Source organism: Pseudoclavibacter sp. 8L, from assembly GCF_902506465.1.
Lineage (GTDB): Bacteria > Actinomycetota > Actinomycetes > Actinomycetales > Microbacteriaceae > Pseudoclavibacter.
The window spans coordinates 1,350,670-1,371,706 of the sequence record NZ_LR733186.1; the positions used below are offsets into that span (position 1 = coordinate 1,350,670).

A 21,037-nucleotide genomic window follows, 5' to 3' on the forward strand; every position below is an offset into this window, starting at 1 on the left:
GTCGTGCGATGCTCGAGGTCCTCGCCCGACTCCCCACCGTGGTGGAGCCAGGGTTTTCCTGTCACCTTGAAAGGTCACCAATGTCGCTGTCCCTGGGAATCGTTGGAGCCGGTCAGTTCGCCGGCCAGTTCGCCACCCTCTTCAAACTCCACCCCGGTGTCGACCGGATCCTCGTGACCGACGTGCTGTCCGAGCGCGCGGAGGCGCTCAACGCATCCGCCGAGCTCGACGGAACCGCCGAGAGCTTCGAAGCCCTCCTCGCCGACGACTCGATCGACGCGATCGCCCTCTTCACCCAGCGCTGGACACACGGTCCGCTGGTGCTCCGCGCGCTGCAGTCAGGCAAGCACGTGTACTCGGCAGTGCCCATGGCCATCTCGGAAGACGAGATCGCCGCCATCATCGAGGCGGTGCGCGAGACCGGCCTCACCTACATGATGGGTGAGACCAGCTACTACAACCCGGCGACGATCTACGCGCGCAACCAGCTCGCCGACGGGAAGTTCGGGCGCATCTTCTACGCCGAGGGCGACTACGTCCACGACATGGACCTGGGCTTCTACGATGCCTACGCCTACTCGGGAGGTGCCGAGTGGAAGCGCACGGCGAGCTACCCGCCCATGCTCTACCCGACCCACTCCATCGGCGGCGTCCTCGGCGCCATCCCAGGCCACGCCACCAGCGTGAGCTGCATCGGCGTGGTCGACGACCGCCAGGACGGCGTCTTCGACCGCGAGATCAGCATGTTCGACAACAACTTCTCGAACGCGACGGCGCTCTTCGAGCTCTCCGAGGGCGGGGCCATGCGGATCAACGAGATGCGTCGCGTCGGCTACCCCTCGCACATCCGCGAGAGCCGGTTCCGCTACTTCGGCACGGAGGGCAGCTTCGAGCAGCTCGCCGAGGTCGCCGTGTGGCAGGACAAGCAAGGCGTCACGGACGTCTCCGACCTGATCGCGACGGATGCGACCGCGGATGCCGACGACCCGTCGCTCGCGCACGTCGCCCCCGCGCTGCGCGACGCGTTCGTGTCCGGACACTCGAAGGTGCACGACACCTCGCGGCTCCCCGCGGAGTTCTCTGGCGTCCACAACGGACACGAGGGCAGCCACCACTTCCTCGTCGACGACTTCGTCACCGCCGTCAACAACCGCACCCTCCCGCCCGTCAACGCCTGGGTCGCCGCGCGCTTCACGCTGCCAGGCATCGTCGCGCACCGCTCAGCCCTGGCTGGTGGAGAGCGGCTCCCGATCAACGATTTCGGCGATGCACCCGCGGCGCTCGGTGCGGTGAGCGCCGACGCCGCACACGCCTGACGGAGCGAGCGATGAAGATGCGGGCGCCCGAGGATCCGGGCGCCCGCATCGACCGTAAGATCGACTCGAGTGAACGAGGAGTAGTGATGCCCGAAGGTGCACCCCGGAAGGTCACGCGCCGGGACGTTGCGCGCCACGCAGGTGTCAGCGATGCCGTCGTCACGTACACCCTCAATGGCCGCGCCCCCGTCGCGCCGGCGACCGCGGCGCGCGTGCGCGAATCGATACGCATCCTCGGCTACACGCCGAACGCCGCGGCCCGCGCGCTGAAGATGGGCTCCTCGCGGCTCATCGGCATCATCGTGCCGGACACCACGAATCCCTTCTGGTCCGAGCTGTGCCAGCAGGTCGAGAACGTGGCGGCGCGTGAGGGGTACGCCGTGCTCGTCGTGAACTCGCGCGACGACGACAACCGGGCCATCGCACTCGCCCGGTCCCTCGCCTCACGGCAGGTCGACGGCTTCCTCGTCGCCTCCATCGTGCATCCGAACGAGGTCACCGCCTTCAACGCGCTCGGCATCCGCTGGGCCACCCTCAACAACCCCCACCCCATCGCAGGCACCATGGGTGTCGGCGTCGACCTCGAGCAAGGCGCGCGCGACGCCACGCGACACCTCATCGACCACGGCTACCGCAGGATCGCGTTCGTCGGCTCGACGAAGGATGCCCGCTACGGCGGGTGGACCACCGAGCTCGCCTCCGCCGGCCTCGAGCCCGGGCTCGTGTTCCCTGCCGACTTCGAACGCCGCTCCGGGTACCTCGCCGGCCGCAACCTCGCCGCCGCGAGCGCCCAGGTCGACGCGGTCTTCATGAGCTCCGACCAGCTTGCGATCGGCGCGATGCGGGCGCTCCACGAGGCAGGTGTCGACATGCCAGGCGACGTCGCCGTCGTCTCGTTCGACGGCACGGACGACGCCGAGTACGCGTGGCCGGGGCTCACGACGCTCGCCCAGCCCATCGCCGAGCTCGCCGAGCAGGCCGTCTTCCGCCTGCTCGGCGTCGGGAGCATCCCGGACGAGCGGCCTCGGGGCGAGCTCGTCATCCGGAGGTCCTGCGGCTGCGAGTGAGCCGGCCGGCTCAGCGGTCGCGGCCTCGCGCCACGCTGATTCGATTCGGGCGAGTGGCGAACTCAGGCGTCGGGGAGCTCGAACTCCCGCGTCTCGTCCCAGGGCTCGGTCCAGCCGAGGCGGTCGAAGATGCCGTCGAGGAGCATCGCCGTGAAGCCCCAGACGAGGTGCTCGCCAGATTCGTTCCGCACCAGGAACGCCGGGCCACGCCACTCCTCGCCGTCGCGGCGCAGCACCGTGGTGCCTCGATTCATGGGGTCCAGCAGCTCGGCGACGGGGGCTCGGAACACGGCGGCCGATTCCGCCTCATCGACGACACCGACCTCGGACGCACGCCGCCACCAGGCGAGCACGGGCGTCACGAGATGCCGCGAGTAGGTGAGGGGCACGGGCTCGAGGGGGCCGAGCACGTCGATGCCATCGGCGTCGAGCCCCGTCTCCTCCACCGCCTCGCGCAGGGCGGCAGCAACCGCGTCCCTGTCCTCCGCGTCGACCCGGCCACCCGGGAACGCGACCTGGCCCGGGTGCGAGCGCAGCGTCGAAGCTCGCGCGAGCAGCAGCACGTCGAGGTCACGGGAGACGGCGCCGGCCTGGGCGTCGCGATCGCTGGGAAGCGAGTCGAGGACGCCGAAGAGAATGAGCACCGCAGCCGAACGGGAGACGCGCACGAGGCGCTCATCGACGGGCGACAGGTGCACGGCAGGCTCTCGCCCAGCAGCCGCGCACTCGGCGAGCTCGGTCAGCTGCGCTCGCGCCGCCTTCGTCACGGGTTCAGGATGCACGGCTTCAGCGTACGCGGCGCTCGCTGGCTCAGCCCTGCACCGCGGCGGTCACGAGCTCGACACCGATCTCGCGCACCGCCGCCGCGTCGGCCTCGGAGATGCCCTCGTCGGTGATGACGGTCGAGAACCGATCGAGCCCGCAGACGCGGTAGATCGAGTAGCTGCCGAGCTTGCTGCTCGTGGCCAGCAGCACCGCGCTGCTCGCCACCTCCATGGCAGCCAGCTTCACATCCACCTTCTCAGCGCTCGGCGTGGTGACTCCACGCTGAGCGTCCCACGAGCTGGCGCTCACGAACGCGATGTCCACTGCGAGCTGGCGCAGCACGCCTGCCGCGAGGTGCCCCACGCTGGAGCGGTTCGCGTGGTCGAGCTTGCCGCCGATGTGCACGACCTCGACGTGAGCATCGCCGATGAGGGAGCTCACGATCGTGAAGTCGTTCGTGACCACCGTGGGCGCTGCCAGCGCCCGGATCGCGGGGAGCAACGACGAGGTCGTCGTCCCCGCATCCAGGTAGTAGACGCCGTCGTCGCGGAGCAGCTTCCCCGCGGCGAGGCCGATGGCCGCCTTCTGCGCCCGCTCCGAGCTCGCCTTCGCGTCGAAGCTGGGCTCGACCGCGACGGAGCGCGCCGAACGCACTCCCCCGGGCACCACCGCGGCGACACCCTGGCTCACGAGCTCCCCGATGTCCCGGCGTACCGTCATGTGCGACACCCCGAGCAGCTCCGTGAGCTGATGCACGCTGAGCACCTCGTGAGCGCTCAGCAGCTCGAGGATCTTCTGACGTCGCTGGTCCGGAATCAACGGCGGCTCCTCGGTGTGGCTTCTCATGCGACCTCTAGATCAGTCCTGCGTAGTACAGCACGAGAACGATAGCGAATCCCGTCACGCCCGAGATGATCGAGGCGACGCCGATCGACCTGATCCCCTGGCCGACCGTCATGTTCGACAGGGTCGTCGTCACCCAGAACCCGGACGAGTTGGCGTGCTTGAAGATCTGCGCGCCCGTGCCGCAGGCGAGGTAGACCGCGAGCGCCGACACACCGAGGTCGTCGATGAGGGGAGCCATGATCGCCGACGCGGTGAGCATCCCGAGGATGTTCGAGCCCGTGATCGTGCAGATCGCCGCCGCGACGAGGAAGGGCACGACGAGGGGCGGGATGCCGACGTCCTGGATGACCACCGACATGCGCTCGGCCACCCCGGTCTCGCGGATGAGGAGGGCGAGCGCGCCGCCGACTCCGGTCAGGGCGAGCGGCATGGCGGCCGTGCGCAGGCCGTCCTCGAACATGCCGTTGACGATCTCCTTGCGACGCCACGCGCCACCGAAGAGGGGGAGGGTCGACAGCACGCCGATCGCGAGCGCCATGATGGGCGCTCCGACGAAGCCGACGAGCTCCTGGATGAACGAGCCCTCCGGAAGCGTCGGCCCCAGCAGCGAGTCGATCATGATGAGCGAGATCGGCAGGTAGATGGGGAGCAGGGCGAAGCCGAGTCGGACGGGGAGCCCCGTGAACGGGCTGAGCGCGAGCGTGCGGCCGACGCCGCCGTTCTGAGCGGTGAGCGTCTTCGTGGTGCCGGAGCCGCCTTCGCGCTGCTCCTGCTCTGCCTGCTCCGCCTTGGCGATCGACTCGATGAACTCCGCCTTGGGCGCGACGTAGGTCTTGATGCGCGTCAGGTAGAACGTGGCGACCGCGATGCCGGGCAGCCCGACGAGCAGTCCATACATGATAGACACGCCGAAGTCGAGGCCGAGGACCCCCGCCGCGGCGAGGGGGCCGGCCCCTGGCACGACCAGCGAGGTCATCACGTAGGCGCCGATGTAGAGGATCGGGCCGAACTTCATCATCGACTCCTTCGACCGGTAGGCCATGGCGGAGACGATCGGGATGAGCATGATGACGGTCGTGTCGGCGATCAGGGGGATGCCGATGATGGTCGAGGCGAGGGCGATGCCCCATGGCATCTTGCGCTTCGTTCCGAGCATCTTCTCGACGGACTGCGTGATGCGCAGCGCCCCGCCGCTGATCTCGAGCGCCTTGCCGAGCACGCAGCCGAACACGATGAGGAGGCCGACGTTCGCGAGCGTGTTCCCGAAGCCCTCGTTGATGAGGGACACGGTGCCGGCGCCGCCCTGCCCGAACATGAGGCTCAGCACGGCGACCACCACGAAGAGCACGAACACGGGATGCACCTTGAACCGTCCGATCATGAGCACGAGGCCCACGATCGCGAACGCGAAGGAGAGGAGGATGAAGACGTCAGACATGGCTGCCCTCCCGGACGTCGTCGCCAGCCCACGCGGCGAGGAGCTCGGCGTCATGATCGGCGAGGTCCTCGATGAGGATGAGCTCGCCGGCACGCACGTCCCGGGCGAGCGTCGCGCGCGACGCGACGTAGAGCGGGGCCACCCTCGCAGACTCGGATCCCGCCTCGAGCAGCACTGCCTGCACGCCGGTCACGTCGTGGTGGTGGCCGCCCATCTCGAGCAGCGTCCCCGCGGCCAGGTCCGCTTTCGCTCGCCCTGCCATGAGGATGCTCCTCGTCGGCTCTGGACTGCCGTACGGCGCCCCGAGGTGCACTGCGAGGAGCAGTGTCATCGGCGTCTCGACGCCCATGAAGTGGTAGGGCAGGTAGATGCAGGCGTACTCGCCGGAGCGACTGACGACGTGGCCCTTGCCGCGCAGCACCTCCCAGGTCTGGGCGTCGTAGGTGCGCACGACGACGAAGACGCCGCCCCCGAACGATGCCTCATCCGGGGTTCGCAGCACGGAGAACACTTCGACGACGCCGGTGCGCTCGAGCACTCCGCCGGAGGACTTCGGCGCGTAGATGTCGGCGAGCTCGCTGATGCGAGCCACCGGGTAGTGCATGAGCTCGTCGTCGACGACGAAGCCGGTGTGGTTGGCGACGACCGCCATCTCGCAGTAGTCCGCCGTAGCGCCGGTGGGGAGCGCCGCGACGGCTTCGGCGCGAGCGCGCAGCGTCGCGGGGATGTCGTCGCCGAGCGTCAGGTGCTCGCCGAGCTGCGGTGCGTGGATCTGCTTGTCGAGGTGGGTGACGGTGCCTGCGGACGGGTCGAAGACGAGGTCGTACTCGCTGGACTTGCCGATGGCAACGATGTCGAGTCCGAGCGTCCGCACCCAGGAGACCAGGGCGATGAGGTTCGCGGGCTGGTCTCCGCTCGCGGGCGTGTAGACGACGTCGTTCTCGCGGGCGATCGAGGCGAGCTCGATGCCAGCGACCGAGTCGACCTCCTTCGAGACCATGGCGACCGGCCTCGACGCTCGCAGTGCATCCGCGGCCACCCGGTAGCCGAACCCGGGGTCCCCGGTTGCCTCGACGAGGATGTCGAAGGCCTCGGGAAGCAGGAGCTCGCGACTCGCGACCACGGCGGTCTTGCCGGCCGCGACGACCTCGAGCACCTCGCCTGGGGTGCCGCAGACGACGAGGGACTCGGCGGCGAAGCCGACCTCGAGGGCGAGCGCACGCGCACCCTCCGGGTCGAGGTCGCAGAGCACACTGGCGTGCAGGTCCTCGATCTGCGTGGTCTGCGCGAGCAGGGTGCGAGCGAATCCGCCTTTGGCCCCGGTGAGCGCGTACTGCACGCGGGTCCCGCGATGCGCGGCGAGAAGATACTCGATGTTCATTGGTCTCCGTTTGGCGTCGTTGCCAACGACCGGCAGGTCGTCGTGCTGACATCATGTATAAAGGATTCACAGATCATGTGCAAACACTCACAGATATTCACACTGTCTCGTTCGAGTGCTGCAGCAGGAGGGAACCCAACTTGACGATTCTTCACGGCTGCGTGGCCGACGACTTCACCGGAGCAGTCGACCTCGCCGGAAACTTCGCGGCACGGGGGCTGAACGCAGTTGTCATCACCGAGCCCGACTCCGCGCTGCACGAGCTCCCCAGCGACACCGAGGCGGTCATCATCGCCCTCAAGACGAGAACCGCAGCCCCCGACGCAGCTGTCCGTCAGAGCGTGGATGCGTTCCGCCGGCTGAGCGAGGCAGGCGCACGCCAGCTGTACTTCAAGTACTGCTCGACCTTCGACTCGACCGAGCACGGCAACATCGGCCCCGTCATCGACGCCACGCTCGCCGAGCTCGACCTCACGACGACGATCGTCGTCCCATCGTTCCCCGGCAACGGGCGCACCGTGCGCGACGGCCAGCTCTCCGTCTGGGGCGAGCTGCTCGAGCACAGCTCGATGCGCCACCACCCGCTGACGCCCATGACCGAATCCGACGTGCGCCTGCTGCTCAGCCGTCAGGCGCAGACCCCGGTCGACTTCATCGAACTCGCGACGGTTCGCGACGGCGTGGATGCGCTACGCGCGGCGCTCGAGCGCGCCTCGTCTCCCAGCGCCGTGGTCATCGACGCCGTCACGGACGCCGACCTCACCACCATCGCGGCCGCCGCCGCAGGGCTGAGGTTCGTCACGGGCGGATCCGGGCTCGCGCTCGGCATCCCGGTGCCCGAACGACGCGCAGCCGAGACGCCCCGACTCGCGGCGCTCGCAGGCAACCGCGTCATCCTCTGCGGCAGCGCCTCCACGCGAACCCAGGAGCAGGTGCAGGCAGCCAAGAAGGCGGGATTCCTCAGCCTTCAGGTCGATCCCCGCGCCGGCACCGAGCAGATCGCGTCCATCGTCAGGTGGGCCCGCGAATCCTGGGCGGAACGCCCAGACGTACCCGTCCTCGTCTACGCGACCGGCTCCCCCGACGACCTCGCCATCGACGACGCATCAGCACACGCCGACGCCGCCGATCGCATCGAGCGCACGCTCGCCGAAGCCGCAGCCGCGCTCATCGACGCCGGCGCCGTCGAGGTCATCTCGGCAGGAGGCGAGACCTCCGGCCGCATCGTGACCGAGCTCGGAATCAGCAGCCTCAAGCTGGGACAGCCGATCTGCCCTGGCGTGAGTTGGGCCCGAGCGACGACCGCCGACGACCACGTGATCAACCTGGCCCTCAAATCCGGGAACTTCGGCTCCACCGAGTTCTTCGTCGAGGCCTGGGACGAGCTCGCGTGACCCCGACCGCCCACCTCGACCAGGCCACCGAGCTCCTCGAAGCCGGACGCCGGCTCTCCGACCTCGGACTCAGCCCAGGCACCTCAGGCAACATCTCCATGCGACTGGGCGAGCGGATGCTCATGAGCCCGACCGGCACGGAGCTCGGTCGCCTCGAAGCCGACCACCTCTCCGAGGTCTCCCTGGCGGACGGGGCGCACCTCGCCGGCCCGCGACCGTCGAAGGAGCATCCGCTGCACCGCGCGTTCTACGAGCGCAACCCGGACACGCACGCCGTCATCCACCTGCACTCCATGCACGCAGTCGCCGTGTCCCTGCTCGACCCGTGGACCACGAGGTCGGCACTCCCGCCGCTCACCCCGTACTTCGTCATGCGCGTGGGGCAGACCCCGCTTGTGCCCTACGCGCACCCCGGCGACCACGACCAGGCCGACGGCATCCGCGCACTCGACTTCGCGTTCGATGCCGTGCTCATCCAGAACCACGGGCCAGTGACGAGCGGCGCCACCATGGATGCCGCGATCCAGGCCGCGATCGAACTCGAAGAGGTCAGCAAGATAGCCCTCATCACCCGAGGGCACCGGGTCGCCCAGCTCACCCAGACACAGGCGCAGGAACTCGCGCAGCAGTACGGGCGGAACTGGGACTGACCCGGGCCGAGCTAGCTGTTACAGCGCGCCGCCGGCCGCCGCAGGCGCGTCCGCATCCTGCCCGCTGTCGCCGATGGTCTCGCGGGCGATGAAGTTCTCGATGTCGAACAGGTTGTCGCCGGCGCGCTTCGCGATCGTGACGAGCGTCGACATGGAGGCGACCTCCTCGACCTGCTCCTTCAGGAACCAGAGCATCGCCTGCTCGCCGATCGCGTCGCCGTCAGCACGCGCAGCACGGAACAGCGCCTCGATCTGCGACGTCACCTCCTGCTCCTGCGCGAGGGCAAGCGCGATGGGCTCGACCACATCGGCGAACTCGGTCTTCGGCGCTGCGACGCCGGGGATCGTGACGCCGAGGTCGCGGTCGAGGCGGTACTGCACGAGCATCATCGCGTGGTTCCGCTCCTCGACCGACTGCTGGTAGAAGTGCGCCGCGAGCTGCGGGAGGTCGTGGTTGTCGAACCAGACGGCGATCGCGATGTACTGCTGCGAGGCCGAGAACTCGTTGCCGATCTGGGCGGTCAGAAGGTCATTGAACGTAGATGAAGTCACGCCGCAACGCTACTCCTGGCAGGTTTCGCGTGGCGGTCAAGTTTCGTCGCGGCGCGAATCGTCCTCAGGAGTAGGGCGACACCGGTCGCCAGCACGAATGGCAGGCAGGTCAGCACGAAAGCTTCCCCGATGATCGCCCCCGTGCTCCCCCAGTACCTGGTCTGGTCGGCATCCACGCCGATGCCCGCGACGAGACTGTTCACGATGACGGCCACGCTCAGGGCTGCGCAGGCGGATGCAGCCAGGACGGCGACGGAGGCAAGCCAGAGCAGCGACGGGCGCAGGCTCAGCGCGATGGCCCTCGTCACATCGAGCGCCAGCCACACGCCGAGCACCACCGCTGCCGCGATGCTCCCGTACGCGATCGGGATGAGCGTGCCGGCGAGGCGCGCACCCTCAGCGGAGTCGCGATCGACGTCGGATCCGGCCGCCGCGTTCGGGAACACCAGCAGCATGTACGCGAGGTACCCGGCGATGATGACGAGCAGCACCGCCCTGATCGCGGCGCGCACGACCCAGCCACGGTCGGCACCAGCGCTCGTCTCGCTCATGACCGCAACGCTAGAGCCAGGCACGCCCAACACCAAACGACGCGGGCGGGCCGGTCGGCGAAAGCTAGGCTTGAACGGAACCCCGGAGGCTGCATGAGCGACGCACACGACCACGACCAGATCGGCGTGGGCTCCGTGCACCGCGAGGTCGACCCGGCCACGGTCGGCCCGCAGCCGGGCGACCTCGAGCGTGCCATCGCCATCCAGGTGCGCGCGTACCGCCTCGCGACCGGGATGTCGGTCGCCGAGATGGCCGACAAGGTCGGCATCTCCAAGGCCATGCTCTCGAAGATCGAAAACGCCCTCACCTCCTGCAGCCTCACCACGCTCGGCCGCCTCGCCCACGGCCTCGACGTGCCCGTCACCGCCCTCTTCCGCGGCGTCGACTCCGACAGGGAGGCCGTCTACGTGCCGGCCGGCCACGGGGCGCAGATCGTGCGCCGCGGCTCCAGATCCGGCCACCTCTACGAACTCCTCGGCGCTCTGCGCGGCCAGCACAAGCGCATGGAGGCGGTGCTCGTGACGCTGACCGAGGCGAGCGAGGTGTTCCCCCTGTTCCAGCATCCGGGCACCGAGCTGCTCTACATGCTCGAGGGCCGCATGGCCTACGGGCACGGGGACGCGCGCTACGAGATGGGCCCTGGCGACACCCTGCAGTTCGACGGCGAGGGCCCGCACGGTCCGGAGGAGCTCATCGAGCTCCCGGCGCGTTTCCTCTCCGTCACGGCATACGGAGACCGCGCGGAGGGCTGAGCCTCGGCTGGTACCTTGGCCGGCACGACGACTCGCGCACCTGCCAGGGGGAACCATGGAACAGCTCGACCACATCCCGACCACCGGCCCCGACGAAACGCAGCCGCTGCTCGCAGAAGATCTGCTGCTCCTGCTCTTCAATCCAGACGACGGAACGATCGGCGGCGAGGGCACCCTCTTCTACGTGCTCGCCGGTGCCGTGCTCACCGAGCTGGCCCTGAACGACCAGGTCGCGATCGAGAAGGCCGGCATGCGCGGGACCCTGGTGCTCTCGGTGGGTGAGACGGTGTCGGACGACGAGATCCTGCGGGCCGCGTGGGAGTACTCCGACGGAAAGCGGCGCGAGGTGCAGGGCATGCTCGCGTCCATCGGCCCCCAGCTGCGCGGCCAGCTGCTGGAGAGCCTCATCTTCCGCGGCGACCTGCACCGCGAGCAGGGCAAGACCTTCGGGTTCATCCCCAAGACCACCCTCAGCCTGGGCGACACGGGCCGACGAGCGAAGCTCATGAGCCGAGTCCAAGCCGTGCTCATCGACGGCGCCGAGCCCGACGCCCGCACCGCCGCACTCGCGGCGCTGCTCTCCGCGAGCGGATCACTGCCGACCCTGCACCGAGAGCTCCCGTGGGAGACCGACGTGATCAACCGAGCGAAGGCCCTCGAGGCCGGCGACTGGGGTGCCGCCGCCGCGAGCTCGGCGGTCGCGCGCACCATGAACGCGATCACCATCAACGCCGCCGTCGCCGCGAGCGTCGCCGCCAACGCGAACGCGGCGAACAGCTAGCCCGGGCTGCCCCGGGGCCGCGGTCTCGCCCCGCGGCCCCCGCGAACCCCGCGAGCCCCGCGAGCCCCGCGAGCAGTCTCCGGGTGGGTTCCACGCCTCGGGATGGGTTGCAAGCCATCCCGAAGCGTCAAAGCCATCCCGAACATGGCAGGAGAGCGCACGAAACGCGCGCCAGCCGACAACTACCGGATCTCGACCGGCTCCGAGATTGCGGCCGCCGCCGGCGCCACCGCTGGCTTGAGCCGCCAAGGTCCGCTCGAACCCTTCGCCCCACGCCCCACTGGCCCCACGAACCCCGCGGTCCCGACCGGCCCCGGCGAACTCCGCGAGCAGTCTCCGGGTGGGTTCCCCGCCTCCGGATGGGTTGCAGGCCATCCCGAAGCGTCAAAGCCATCCCGAACGCGGTAGGAGAGCGCACGAGACGCGCGGCCGACCGAACCCCGCGGTCTCGCCCCGCGGCCCCGGCGAACTCCGCGAGCAGTCTCCAGGTGGGTTCCCCGCCTCGGGATGGGTTGCAGGCCATCCCGAAGCGTCAAAGCCATCCCGAACACGGCAGGAGGGCCCACGAAACGCGCGCCCGACCGAACCCCGCGGTCTCGCCCCGCGGCCCCGGCGAGCCCCGCGAGCAGTCTCCGGGTGGGTTCCCCGCCTCGGGATGGGTTGCAGGCCATCCCGAAGGGTCAAAGCCATCCCGAACACGGCAGGAGAGCGCACGAAACGCGCGCCCGCCGACAACTACCGGATCTCGACCGGCTCCGAGATTCCAGCCGCCGCCGGCGCCACCGCTGGCTTGAGCCGCTCCCGGCGCCGCCTGAGCGCGATCGACAGGGTCGTCAGCGCGAGGGCGGCGACGAGCCAGACCGTGAGCATCCCGTACGCCTCGCCGATGCCGATCGACCCGCCGGCCACGAGCGAGCGGAACGCCGTGACCGCGTAGTTCAGCGGCAGCCACGAGTGGATCAGCTGGAAGAACGCGGGCGCCGTCTCGACCGGGTAGGTGCCGCCGGCCGAAGAGAGCTGGAGCACGATCATGATGAGCGCAAGGAATCGACCGGGAGGGCCGAGCAGCGCGTTGAAGGCCTGGTTGACGGCGACGAACGTGACGCTCGTGAGCAGCGCGAGCGCGACGAGCCCGGGCATGTCTGCCGGCTCGAGGCCAAGACCGAACCGCACGATCGTGAGCATGAGGAGGCTCTGGGCCGCACCGAGCATCGCACCGGGAGCGAAGCTTCGCAGGGCCACGACGATCGCCGGCTGGCGGCCGAGCACGAGCCGCTCCCTCAGGGGCGGGAACATCAGGTAGAAGGCGAGCGCGCCGACCCAGAGGCCGAGCGTCATGAAGTACGGCGCGAGACCGTATCCGTACGCCGGCACCTCGTTGAGGCGGGTCTTCGTGATCTCCACGGGCGTCGACGTGACCCCGGCGAGGTGGTCGGCCTGCGCATCCGTGTAGCTGGGGATGTCGGAGACCCCGTCGTCGAGGCCGTCGGCGAGGGTCTTGCTGCCGTCCGCGAGCTGCGTGATGCCGTCGTTCAGCTCGGTGCCGCCCGACTCCGCGTCGGCCGTCCCGTCGGCGAGCGTCGTCGCGCCCTGCTCGAGCTGCGTCGCGCCGGAGGCGAGCTGCGGCGTCGACTGCGCGAGGGTGGATGCACCAGCTGAGAGCGTCTGCGTTCCCGTCGCGAGCGTGGATGCGCCATCCGCAAGGGATTGCGTGCCCGTCGCCAACGTGGCTGCACCGTCGGCAAGCGACTGCGTGCCCGTCGCGAGGGTCGACGCGCCGGATGAGAGCTGCGAAGTGCCAGCCGCGAGTTCCGCGGACTTCGTCGAAGCCGTCGAGATCGCCGCGACGAGCTCGTCGGCCTTGCCGCTGAGCGGCGCGACGGATCCGGAGAGCTGGGTTGCACCGGCCGCGAGGTCTGTCGACTTCGACTGGAGGAAGCTGAGCCCCGTACCGGCCGCGGCGTCGCCGACCAGGCCCGTCATGCCGGCGCTGAGCCCCGCAGCTTGCGTGTTTGCGGCTTCTGCGGATTCGGAGAGCTGCGTGATCTGCTCCTTGCGCTGCTCGTCCGAGAGCGTGTCCCAGCTCGAGAGCAGCGAGTCGACGTCGCCCGAGAGCTCGCTGGTGCTCGACGCCAGCTGCGACGCCCCGCCGTTGAGCGTCTCCGCTCCGGTCAAGGCGGTGTCCACTCCGCCGGCAAGAGCTGTCGCCCCTGAGTCGAGCGCCGTGGCACCGGATGTGAGGGCGGTGACCTTGCCTGGCAGATCCGTGGCAGCCGTGGACAGTTCCGCGAGTCCATCGCTGAGGAGCTGCGCGCCGGAGCTCGCCGTGCTCAGCCCCGTGCTGAGCTCCTGCGCGCCACCGTTCGTGCTGGCCGCGCCCGCGCTGAGCTGCTGCGCGCCCGTGTTCGCATCCGCGGCGCCGGAGCTGAGCTGCTGGGCACCCGAGTTGGCGGTGACGAGGCCGGTATTGAGCTGCTGCACCCCCGCATCCACCTGGGTCGCCCCATCGGCGAGGGTCGCGCTGCCGTCGGCAAGCGCGAGGCCGCCTTCCCGCAACTGCCCGAGACCGACCACCAGCTCGCCGGACCCCGTGCGCGCCTGCTCGGCGCCGTCGTTGAGCTCGGTCGCACCGTCGGCAGCCTCCGAGACGCTCTCGTGGATGTCGGTGAAGCCCACGTAGACGTTGCGGAGGTACTCGTCGGAGACCTCGGCGGCGAGCTCGTCGGCGACCGTGGTGCCGACCGTCGACGCGATGTTGCCGACGATGATGTTCGCGCCGTCGTTGGTGGTGATGGAGAGGCGGGCGATCGCCGCATCGAGCGGGTCGTCGCCGCCCGCCGAAACGGCCGCCGCCGAGAAGCCTGCCGGAATGTCGAGCACGGCGAGCACCTGGCCGGACTCGAGCGCGCTCTGCGCCTCCTCCGCCGACATCTCGTGCCAGCTGAAGTTGTTCGACTCGGTGCTGTCGACGAGCTTCTCGGTGAGCGTCGCGCCGAGGTCGACGGGCTCGGCGGGATCGCCGTCGGTCGTCGTTGCGGGCGTCGCGGCCTGGTCGCTGTTCACGATCGCCGCGTTGATGTGGTCGAGGCGGTGCGTCGGGTCCTCGTTCGACCAGATCAGCGAGCCCGCGTAGATGAGGGGGATGAGCATGATGCCGACGATGACGATGAGCGTCCGCCGGTGCGTGCGCACGAAGTCGGGGAGGGAGAAGGAACGCATGGGCGTGGGGAGTCCTATGAGCGAGCGTGCTCGACGCGGAGGGCGTCAAGCTCGGCGACAGTCGCGCCGGAGGATGCGAGAAGCAGGGAGGAGAGGCGTTCGACGAGCTCGTCGATGGATGCGCGTGCATCCGCTGCCGTGCCGGCAGCCGTGGTCGTCGCGGCGTGGGCATCGGCCTCGGCCTCGGCGGCGACCTGAGCGGCGGCGAACAGCCACCTCGTGACATGCCACATGGCGCCGGCCGCGAGGAACTCGGCTCGATCCTGCGGGGTGTCCGGGCCGTGGCGGCGGCGGATGACGGGGCCGAGCGGCGAAGACTCGAGCAGTCGCGTCGCGAGGTAGGCGATGATGTCGCCCGTGAGGAGGCCGAAGCTGCTCTCGAGCGCCGCCCGGTAGAAGGGCGCGTCGGCGGCGAGCTCGCCGAGCAGGGCGCGGAGCGTGCCCCGCACGAAGCTCGGCCACGACGGGTCGTCGCCGACGCTCGGGATGCGGTCGAACGCCGACTGCAGACGCCGGAGGGCGGCCTCACGGATGAGGGCCGCGGTGTCGTCGAAGTGCTTGTAGAAGGTGGGGCGGCTCACGCCCGCGCGGCCGACGATGTCGGTGATGCTGAGCTGCGCCGCATCCGTCCCCTCATCCAGCAGTTCGACGACGGCTGCGACGAGCGCCGCCCGCGAACGGACGAACCTCGCATCTTCCTGGGTCACGGCACTCCTCGATCGGAACTAATTTACAAATGTAAATTAGCACGATCAAGTGAGAACGCAAGGGCCAGGCCGGAGATGGCCGGGGCGAGGCCGGAGACCGCCGGGGCGAGGCCGGCCCAGCGCAGAGCGGGGTCGAACGAGGGACGGACGCCCGATGCCCGCTCCGCCTGACCAACATCAGTGCAGAAACCTGCAGATTGGGGCGCGAGGCCTCGAAACGCCGCCGATTTGCACTGAAGTTGGTCAGGCGTCGCGGCGAGCCGCCCCGGCGCACCGCCAGCGCGCGGCCCGCCAGCGCGCGGGCCGCCAGCGCGCGGGCCGCCAGCGCGCGGGCCGCCGCCCTACCGCAGCACGCGCCGCGTGAAGTCGTTCGCGAAGACGCCGTCGGGGTCGTAACGGTCGACGAGCTTCCGGAAGTCGGCGAAGCGCGGGTACAGTTCCGAGGCCCTCACGCGCTCGTCGAAGACCTTGCCCCAGTGGGGGCGCCCGCCGAGCGGCGCGAAGATCTCGTCGAGCAGCGGCAGCAGCTCGGCGACCTCCGGGTCCTGCTTCCACGTGAAGTGCAGGCCGACGACATCGTTGCCGTGCATGGGGCTCAGCCACAGCGAATCGCGCGCGACCGTCCGCACCTCGTTGACCAGCAGGTGGGGGCGGATGCGGTCGGCGATGCCCGCGAGCGCGAGCAGCGCATCCTGCGCCCGAAGCCGCGGGATGAGGTACTCGCTCTGCAGCTCAGCACCGTTGGAGGGCTGGAACTCGAGCTTGAAGTGCGGCAGGCGCTCATACCAGGGGCCGGCGACGCCGAACTGCTCGCTGCAGGCCACGGCCGAGACACCGCGGATGGGGTGCATCGCCTCGGTGGCGGGCGTTGCGCCGAAGAAGTCGCCAAGGGCCACCTCGCTCGCGAGCTGCTTCACCCACACCTGGTCGATGAGCTCGGGCTCCGCCCACGTCGTGAAGGCGCTCACGCTGTACCCGGCGCCCGTGATCTCGTCGAAGTTCTCGAGCAGCGCCGCGAAGGGCAGGTTCTCGAAGACGCGCTGCCGCACCTCGAAGTGGGGCACGACGTCGATGCGGATGCGCGTGACGACGCCGAGGGCACCAAGCGACACGACGGCCCCGTCGAACCCCTCGTCTCCCCGCTCGAGCACGACGACGTCCCCGTCGCCGGCGACGAACTCGATGGCGGCGACGGCGGCCGCGAGGCTCCGGTTGGTGTTGCCGGAACCGTGTGTTCCCGTGGCGACCGCGCCCGCGATGGAGATGTGCGGGAGGGAGGCGAGATTCGCGAGCGCCAGGCCATGCTCGGCGAGGTCGATCGCGAGCTCCCCGTAGCGGGTGCCCGCTCCGATGGAGACCCACCGCCGGTCCTCGTCGATGCGGAGCGGGCTGCGCAGGCCCCGCGTCGAGACCTGCACGCCGCCCGTGTCCGCTATCCGGTTGAAGGAGTGCCCGCTGCCGAGCGCGCGCACCGAGTGCCCGCCGGCCACCGCGGCCCGCACCACCTCGCTGACCTCGGCCGTGCTCGTGGGGGTGGCGATCTGCTCCGCCTCGAAGGTGATGTTCCCGGCCCAGTTGGAGGTCACTGCGGTCCTGCTTTCTGCGACGTTGCGAAGTGGATGCACCCGGCGGAGCCGAACCAGTCCGTCAGGCCCGAAGCTCCACCGCCGACCACGATACGGGGGCAGGGCGGGTTGATCAGACGCCGGCCGACTTCCGCGACGAAACCCGCCATCCGAACAGAGCAACACGCCCCCCTGACCAACATGAGTGCGATTTCGCGCCGATTCGCCCCTGGACAGCGACAACGCGCTGTTTTCGCACTGATGTCGGTCAGCCGAGCGCGAGCTCCGGGCCCACCCCGTGGCGGTGAAGCCGCGCACCACCTAGGCTCGCCTGCCATGCGGATCGTCGTGTCGGGAACCCACGCAAGCGGCAAGAGCACGCTCATCGGCGACTTCGTGGCCTCGCATCCGCAATACCGTGTCCTCCACGATCCGTTCGAGGAGCTCCTCGACGACCGCTTCGATGACCTCGACGCTGGCCTGTTCAGCCGCCAGCTCGACATCGCCGCCCACCGCCTAGCCGAGCTGCCAGAAGGCACTGACGTCATCGCGGAGCGCGGGCCGCTCGATTTCCTCGCCTACCTGCACGCGCTCGAGGCGCTCGGCAGGCCCGGGCGCTCGCGCGCGGCGATCGGGCACGGTGCAGCGCTCACTCGGCACACGGTCGAGCGGGTGGATCTCCTGGTCCTACTCCCCCTCGCCTACCGCGACCAGATCTCGGTGAGCGATGACGAGGACCTCGAACTCCGGGATGCCATGAACGACGCGCTCCTGGACCTCGCCGCCGAGCCGGAGCTCAGCAGCCCACGCGTCGTGGAGCTCACGGGTGACCGAGCCGAACGCCTCGCTCAGCTCGAGGCGGTCTGCCTCGAACGCTGACCAGCTTCCGTGACGAAGCCCCCGCATCCTGACTTTCAAAGCCCGGATGCAGGGGTCTCGTCACGGAAGTCGGCCAGGCTGCGACGAGGGCCGGCCCCTCGCCCTAGTACTGCTTGCCGGGGATCCAGCTCGTGCCCGCGAGCGGCACGTTCGCCATCGCGGCCGATTCGACGGTCAGCGCGACGAGGTCCTCCGGCTCGAGGTTGCGGATGTGCGACTTGCCGCACGCACGGGCGATGGTCTGCGCCTCCATGGTCAGCACACGCAGGTAGTTCGCGAGGCGCCGCCCTCCCTCGACGGGGTTGAGGCGGGAGGCGAGCTCCGGGTCCTGCGTCGAGATGCCGGCCGGGTCGCGCCCGTCCTGGAAGTCGTCGTAGAAGCCGGCGGCCGAGCCGATGTCGGCGTACTCCTGCTGGTAGCGGGGGTCGTTGTCGCCGAGTGCGATGAGCGCGGCCGTGCCGATCGCGACCGCATCGGCGCCGAGCGCCATCGCCTTCGCGACGTCGGCTCCCGTGCGGATGCCGCCGGACACGATGAGCTGCACCTTGCGGTGCATGCCGAGTTCCTGGAGCGCCGCCACGGCCTGCGGGATCGCGGCGAGCGTCGGAATGCCGACGTTCTCGATGAACACCTGCTGCGTCGCCGCCGTGCCTCCCTGCATGCCGTCGAGCACCACGACGTCAGCACCGGCCTTCACCGCGAGCGCCGTGTCGTAGTAGGGGCGGGACGCCCCGATCTTCACGTAGATCGGCTTCTCCCAGCCGGTGATCTCGCGAAGCTCGGCGATCTTGATCGTCAGGTCGTCCGGGCCCGTCCAGTCGGGGTGGCGGCTCGCGGATCGCTGGTCGATGCCGATGGGCAGGGTCCGCATCCCGGCGACGCGCTCGGTGATCTTCTGCCCGAGCAGCATGCCGCCACCGCCCGGCTTCGCGCCCTGACCGAGGACGATCTCGATCGCATCCGCCTTGCGCAGATCGTCGGGGTTCATGCCGTACCGCGAAGGCAGGTACTGGTAGACGAGGTGCTTCGACTGGCCACGCTCCTCCGGTGTCATGCCGCCATCGCCGGTCGTCGTGGAGGTGCCGACCTCGGACGCCCCGCGCCCGAGGGCCTCCTTGGCGTTCGCGGAGAGGGCGCCGAAGCTCATTCCGGCGATCGTGACGGGGATGTCGAGGTGCAGGGGCTTCGAGGCGAAGCGGTCGCCGAGCACGACGTCGGTGCCGCAGCGCTCGCGGTACCCCTCGAGCGGGTAGCGCGACATGGATGCGCCGAGGAACAGCAGGTCGTCGAAGTGCGGCAGCTGCCGCTTCGCACCCCACCCGCGGATGTCGTAGATGCCCGTGCGTGCGGCGCGCTGGATGTCGGAGATCGTCGCGCGGTCGAACGTCGCGGACTCGCGGAGGCCGAGCTCGGCGAGGCGAGCGGGTGACTGCGGTGCGCCGACGGTAGACGTGGGCTGGTCGATGAGAGTCATGAGTGGCGCTTCCTGCTCGGCCTAGTAGGCGTTGTCGACGTTGAAGTGGTAGAGCTTGCGGGCCGAGCCGTAGCGTTTGAACGCGGCTGGGTCGTCGTCGCGGCCGGCTGCGACGAGCAGCTCGGCGAGCTCGGCGAGGTGCTCCTCGCGCATGGGCTTCTCGATGCAGTCGGCGCCGAGCGATTCGACGGTGCCCTGCACGTAGATGCGGGTCTCGTAGATGGAGTCGCCGAGCGCTTCCCCGGCGTCGCCGCACACGACAAGGCGACCGGCCTGCGCCATGAACGCCGACATATGCCCGATGCTGCCCCCTACGACGATGTCGACGCCCTTCATGGAGATGCCGCAGCGGGCTCCGGCGTTGCCGTCGATGACGACGAGGCCGCCGTGGCCGGTCGCAGCGGCCGACTGGGAGGCGTCCCCTGTGACGTGCACGCTGCCGCTCATGATGTTCTCGGCGAGCCCGACTCCGGCGTTGCCGTTGATGGTGACGGCGCCCCGCTGGTGCATTCCGGCGGCGTAGTAGCCGACGTGCCCGTCGATCGTGACGTCGATGGCCGAGCTGATGCCGACGGCCACGTTGTGCTTGCCGGCGGGGTGCTGGATGCTCCACCTGGTTCCGGCTTCCGCTGCCTGGACGGCTGCGTTCACGACTCGCACATCCTGGCCGGCGAGGTCGATCGTGGTGGGGCTGGCCGCAGACGTCGCGGACGACGAGGGGGCCGCTGCGGGCACTGGGGGCGCTGGCGCTGTGGCTGGGGCTGCCGCGTACTGGGTGCTGTCTAGAGTGACCACGTGTAGACCTTTCCGGGGACTGGTTCGAAGATGTCGGCGGATTCGATGCCGGGGAGCTGCGCAAGGGCGCGGTACTCGGAGGCCATGGCCACGTAGTCGTCGGTGACGGCCACGATGGCGGGCTTGCAGGCGATGGGGTCGCGCACGATGGCCATGCTGTCGGCGGTCGTGACGACAAGCGTGTAGAAGCCGTCGAAGACGTCGCCGAGGTTGATGAGCGCCTCCTCGAGGGTGTCGCCCTGCTCGAGGCGGGAGGCGATGTAGCGCGCACCGACCTCGGTGTCGTTCTCGGAGTCGAACTGCACGCCCGTGCGCTTCAGTTCGCGACGGATGGAGGCGTGGTTCGAGAAGGATCCGTTGTGCACCAGGCAGAGGTCGTCGGCGACAGCGAAGGGGTGCGTGCCGCCCGCGGTCACGGCCGATTCGGTGGCCATGCGGGTGTGCGAGACGCCCTGACTCCCTGACATGGATTCGAGGCCGTGGTTGGAGGCGACGTCCATGGGATTGCCGACGCTCTTCATGACGGCGAGGTGGCCGCCGCGGCCGATGATCGTGGCGGTCGGGAGGGCCGCGCTGACCGCATCCGCGAGGATGCTCGTCGACAGCTCGCCGCTCACGAGCGTCGTGTCGCCGACGACGGATACCTTCGGCGCCGCCCCGGCGGGGAGGGTGCGCTCGAGTTCGGCGGTGAGCTCTTCCACGGTGAGCAGCTGCGTGCCGCCGAGGAGGCTGAGCGTCGACGCGGCGCTGCCCGTGAGGTCGGGGTTGTCGTACACGGCGAGGCCCGCGGAGTCGGGTCCGCGGTCGACCATCTCGCAGAGCATGGTCTGGAGCAGGTCGCCCATCTGCGGCCTGAGCTGGGGGTTGCGCAACTGCAGCGCGGCGATTCCACACACGGGCGTGG

The 21,037-nt window shown here is 69.7% G+C and carries 19 protein-coding genes; 7 read left to right on the top strand and 12 right to left on the bottom strand.

From position 1 onward, the window contains the following. The first annotated feature begins 80 nt into the window (after window positions 1-80). The gene (locus GV007_RS13000) at window positions 81-1,316 is read left to right on the top strand and encodes a Gfo/Idh/MocA family protein (protein ID WP_160073164.1); all 1,236 of its coding nucleotides are present in this window, start codon (window positions 81-83) and stop codon (window positions 1,314-1,316) included. Between the two features lie 86 nt (window positions 1,317-1,402). Continuing rightward, window positions 1,403-2,383, top strand: coding sequence for a LacI family DNA-binding transcriptional regulator (locus GV007_RS13005; RefSeq protein ID WP_160073166.1), 981 nt, complete (start codon window positions 1,403-1,405; stop codon window positions 2,381-2,383). Between the two features lie 62 nt (window positions 2,384-2,445). On the opposite strand, the gene GV007_RS13010 is transcribed toward GV007_RS13005, so the two are convergent. From GV007_RS13010 to GV007_RS13025, 4 genes are read right to left on the bottom strand one after another with little or no spacing between them, the layout of a single operon-like run. Next, complete coding sequence (locus GV007_RS13010) at window positions 2,446-3,165, bottom strand: NUDIX hydrolase (RefSeq protein ID WP_160073168.1); 720 nt, start codon at window positions 3,163-3,165, stop codon at window positions 2,446-2,448. A gap of 28 nt (window positions 3,166-3,193) precedes the next feature. Continuing rightward, window positions 3,194-3,994 (bottom strand): DeoR/GlpR family DNA-binding transcription regulator, encoded by an 801-nt coding sequence (locus GV007_RS13015; RefSeq protein ID WP_104297975.1) that lies wholly within the window; start codon window positions 3,992-3,994, stop codon window positions 3,194-3,196. Window positions 3,995-4,001: 7 nt separating this feature from the next. Next, window positions 4,002-5,432, bottom strand: coding sequence for a GntP family permease (locus GV007_RS13020; protein ID WP_160073170.1), 1,431 nt, complete (start codon window positions 5,430-5,432; stop codon window positions 4,002-4,004). Continuing rightward, a complete protein-coding gene (locus GV007_RS13025; protein WP_160073172.1) occupies window positions 5,425-6,813 on the bottom strand; it encodes a homoserine dehydrogenase in 1,389 nt (462 codons plus the stop codon). Before GV007_RS13025 ends, GV007_RS13020 begins: the two co-directional genes overlap by 8 nt. Before the next feature lie 140 nt (window positions 6,814-6,953). On the opposite strand from GV007_RS13025, the gene otnK reads away from it, so the two are divergent. Then, window positions 6,954-8,207 carry a 3-oxo-tetronate kinase gene (otnK, locus tag GV007_RS13030; RefSeq protein ID WP_201297694.1) on the top strand — a complete coding sequence of 418 codons (1,254 nt, stop codon included), beginning with the start codon at window positions 6,954-6,956 and terminating at the stop codon, window positions 8,205-8,207. After that, window positions 8,204-8,857, top strand: coding sequence for a class II aldolase/adducin family protein (locus GV007_RS13035; protein WP_160073176.1), 654 nt, complete (start codon window positions 8,204-8,206; stop codon window positions 8,855-8,857). Before otnK ends, GV007_RS13035 begins: the two co-directional genes overlap by 4 nt. 18 nt (window positions 8,858-8,875) lie before the next feature. Here GV007_RS13035 and GV007_RS13040 read toward each other — a convergent pair whose 3' ends face one another. Beyond that, window positions 8,876-9,409 (bottom strand): ferritin, encoded by a 534-nt coding sequence (locus tag GV007_RS13040; RefSeq protein ID WP_104239975.1) that lies wholly within the window; start codon window positions 9,407-9,409, stop codon window positions 8,876-8,878. Next, a complete protein-coding gene (locus GV007_RS13045) occupies window positions 9,406-9,960 on the bottom strand; it encodes a hypothetical protein (RefSeq protein ID WP_160073178.1) in 555 nt (184 codons plus the stop codon). Before GV007_RS13045 ends, GV007_RS13040 begins: the two co-directional genes overlap by 4 nt. Before the next feature lie 93 nt (window positions 9,961-10,053). On the opposite strand from GV007_RS13045, the gene GV007_RS13050 reads away from it, so the two are divergent. Together GV007_RS13050 and GV007_RS13055 are read left to right on the top strand one after the other, a co-directional pair. Next, a complete protein-coding gene (locus tag GV007_RS13050; protein WP_160073180.1) occupies window positions 10,054-10,713 on the top strand; it encodes a helix-turn-helix domain-containing protein in 660 nt (219 codons plus the stop codon). A gap of 55 nt (window positions 10,714-10,768) precedes the next feature. Further along, window positions 10,769-11,494: a GOLPH3/VPS74 family protein gene (locus GV007_RS13055; RefSeq protein ID WP_160073182.1), complete on the top strand. Its 726-nt coding sequence runs from the start codon at window positions 10,769-10,771 to the stop codon at window positions 11,492-11,494. Between the two features lie 735 nt (window positions 11,495-12,229). On the opposite strand, the gene GV007_RS13060 is transcribed toward GV007_RS13055, so the two are convergent. From GV007_RS13060 to GV007_RS13070, 3 genes are all read right to left on the bottom strand, one after another. Continuing rightward, a complete protein-coding gene (locus GV007_RS13060) occupies window positions 12,230-14,713 on the bottom strand; it encodes a YhgE/Pip domain-containing protein (RefSeq protein WP_160073184.1) in 2,484 nt (827 codons plus the stop codon). A gap of 14 nt (window positions 14,714-14,727) precedes the next feature. Beyond that, complete coding sequence (locus GV007_RS13065; RefSeq protein WP_160073186.1) at window positions 14,728-15,420, bottom strand: TetR/AcrR family transcriptional regulator; 693 nt, start codon at window positions 15,418-15,420, stop codon at window positions 14,728-14,730. 341 nt (window positions 15,421-15,761) lie between these two features. Then, a complete protein-coding gene (locus GV007_RS13070) occupies window positions 15,762-17,006 on the bottom strand; it encodes an FAD-binding protein (RefSeq protein WP_201297696.1) in 1,245 nt (414 codons plus the stop codon). Between the two features lie 315 nt (window positions 17,007-17,321). Here GV007_RS13070 and GV007_RS13075 point away from each other — a divergent pair, with 315 nt between their 5' ends. Then, window positions 17,322-17,864, top strand: a complete 543-nt coding sequence (locus GV007_RS13075) for an AAA family ATPase (RefSeq protein ID WP_160073190.1) — start codon at window positions 17,322-17,324, stop codon at window positions 17,862-17,864. A 103-nt stretch (window positions 17,865-17,967) separates the two neighbouring features. Here GV007_RS13075 and GV007_RS13080 read toward each other — a convergent pair whose 3' ends face one another. The 3 genes from GV007_RS13080 to GV007_RS13090 are packed head-to-tail and all read right to left on the bottom strand — an operon-like array spanning window position 17,968 to window position 21,029. Continuing rightward, a complete protein-coding gene (locus GV007_RS13080) occupies window positions 17,968-19,338 on the bottom strand; it encodes an FMN-binding glutamate synthase family protein (protein WP_201297698.1) in 1,371 nt (456 codons plus the stop codon). A 21-nt stretch (window positions 19,339-19,359) separates the two neighbouring features. Further along, window positions 19,360-20,133: a protein glxC gene (locus GV007_RS13085; protein WP_236558495.1), complete on the bottom strand. Its 774-nt coding sequence runs from the start codon at window positions 20,131-20,133 to the stop codon at window positions 19,360-19,362. Continuing rightward, window positions 20,121-21,029, bottom strand: a complete 909-nt coding sequence (locus GV007_RS13090) for a glutamine amidotransferase (protein WP_104244798.1) — start codon at window positions 21,027-21,029, stop codon at window positions 20,121-20,123. The genes GV007_RS13085 and GV007_RS13090 overlap by 13 nt, the downstream gene beginning before the upstream one ends. Between the last annotated feature and the right edge of the window lie 8 nt (window positions 21,030-21,037).

Excerpts from the sequence above, each read along its gene's own strand:
- GV007_RS13015 (WP_104297975.1), bottom strand. The coding sequence starts at position 3,994 with ATGAGAAGCCACACCGAGGAGCCGCCGTTGATTCCGGACCAGCGACGT.
- GV007_RS13055 (WP_160073182.1), top strand. The coding sequence starts at position 10,769 with ATGGAACAGCTCGACCACATCCCGACCACCGGCCCCGACGAAACGCAG.
- GV007_RS13005 (WP_160073166.1), top strand. The coding sequence starts at position 1,403 with ATGCCCGAAGGTGCACCCCGGAAGGTCACGCGCCGGGACGTTGCGCGC.
- GV007_RS13045 (WP_160073178.1), bottom strand. The coding sequence starts at position 9,960 with ATGAGCGAGACGAGCGCTGGTGCCGACCGTGGCTGGGTCGTGCGCGCC.
- GV007_RS13020 (WP_160073170.1), bottom strand. The coding sequence starts at position 5,432 with ATGTCTGACGTCTTCATCCTCCTCTCCTTCGCGTTCGCGATCGTGGGC.
- GV007_RS13080 (WP_201297698.1), bottom strand. The coding sequence starts at position 19,338 with ATGACTCTCATCGACCAGCCCACGTCTACCGTCGGCGCACCGCAGTCA.
- GV007_RS13025 (WP_160073172.1), bottom strand. The coding sequence starts at position 6,813 with ATGAACATCGAGTATCTTCTCGCCGCGCATCGCGGGACCCGCGTGCAG.
- GV007_RS13075 (WP_160073190.1), top strand. The coding sequence starts at position 17,322 with ATGCGGATCGTCGTGTCGGGAACCCACGCAAGCGGCAAGAGCACGCTC.
- GV007_RS13000 (WP_160073164.1), top strand. The coding sequence starts at position 81 with ATGTCGCTGTCCCTGGGAATCGTTGGAGCCGGTCAGTTCGCCGGCCAG.
- GV007_RS13050 (WP_160073180.1), top strand. The coding sequence starts at position 10,054 with ATGAGCGACGCACACGACCACGACCAGATCGGCGTGGGCTCCGTGCAC.
- GV007_RS13060 (WP_160073184.1), bottom strand. The coding sequence starts at position 14,713 with ATGCGTTCCTTCTCCCTCCCCGACTTCGTGCGCACGCACCGGCGGACG.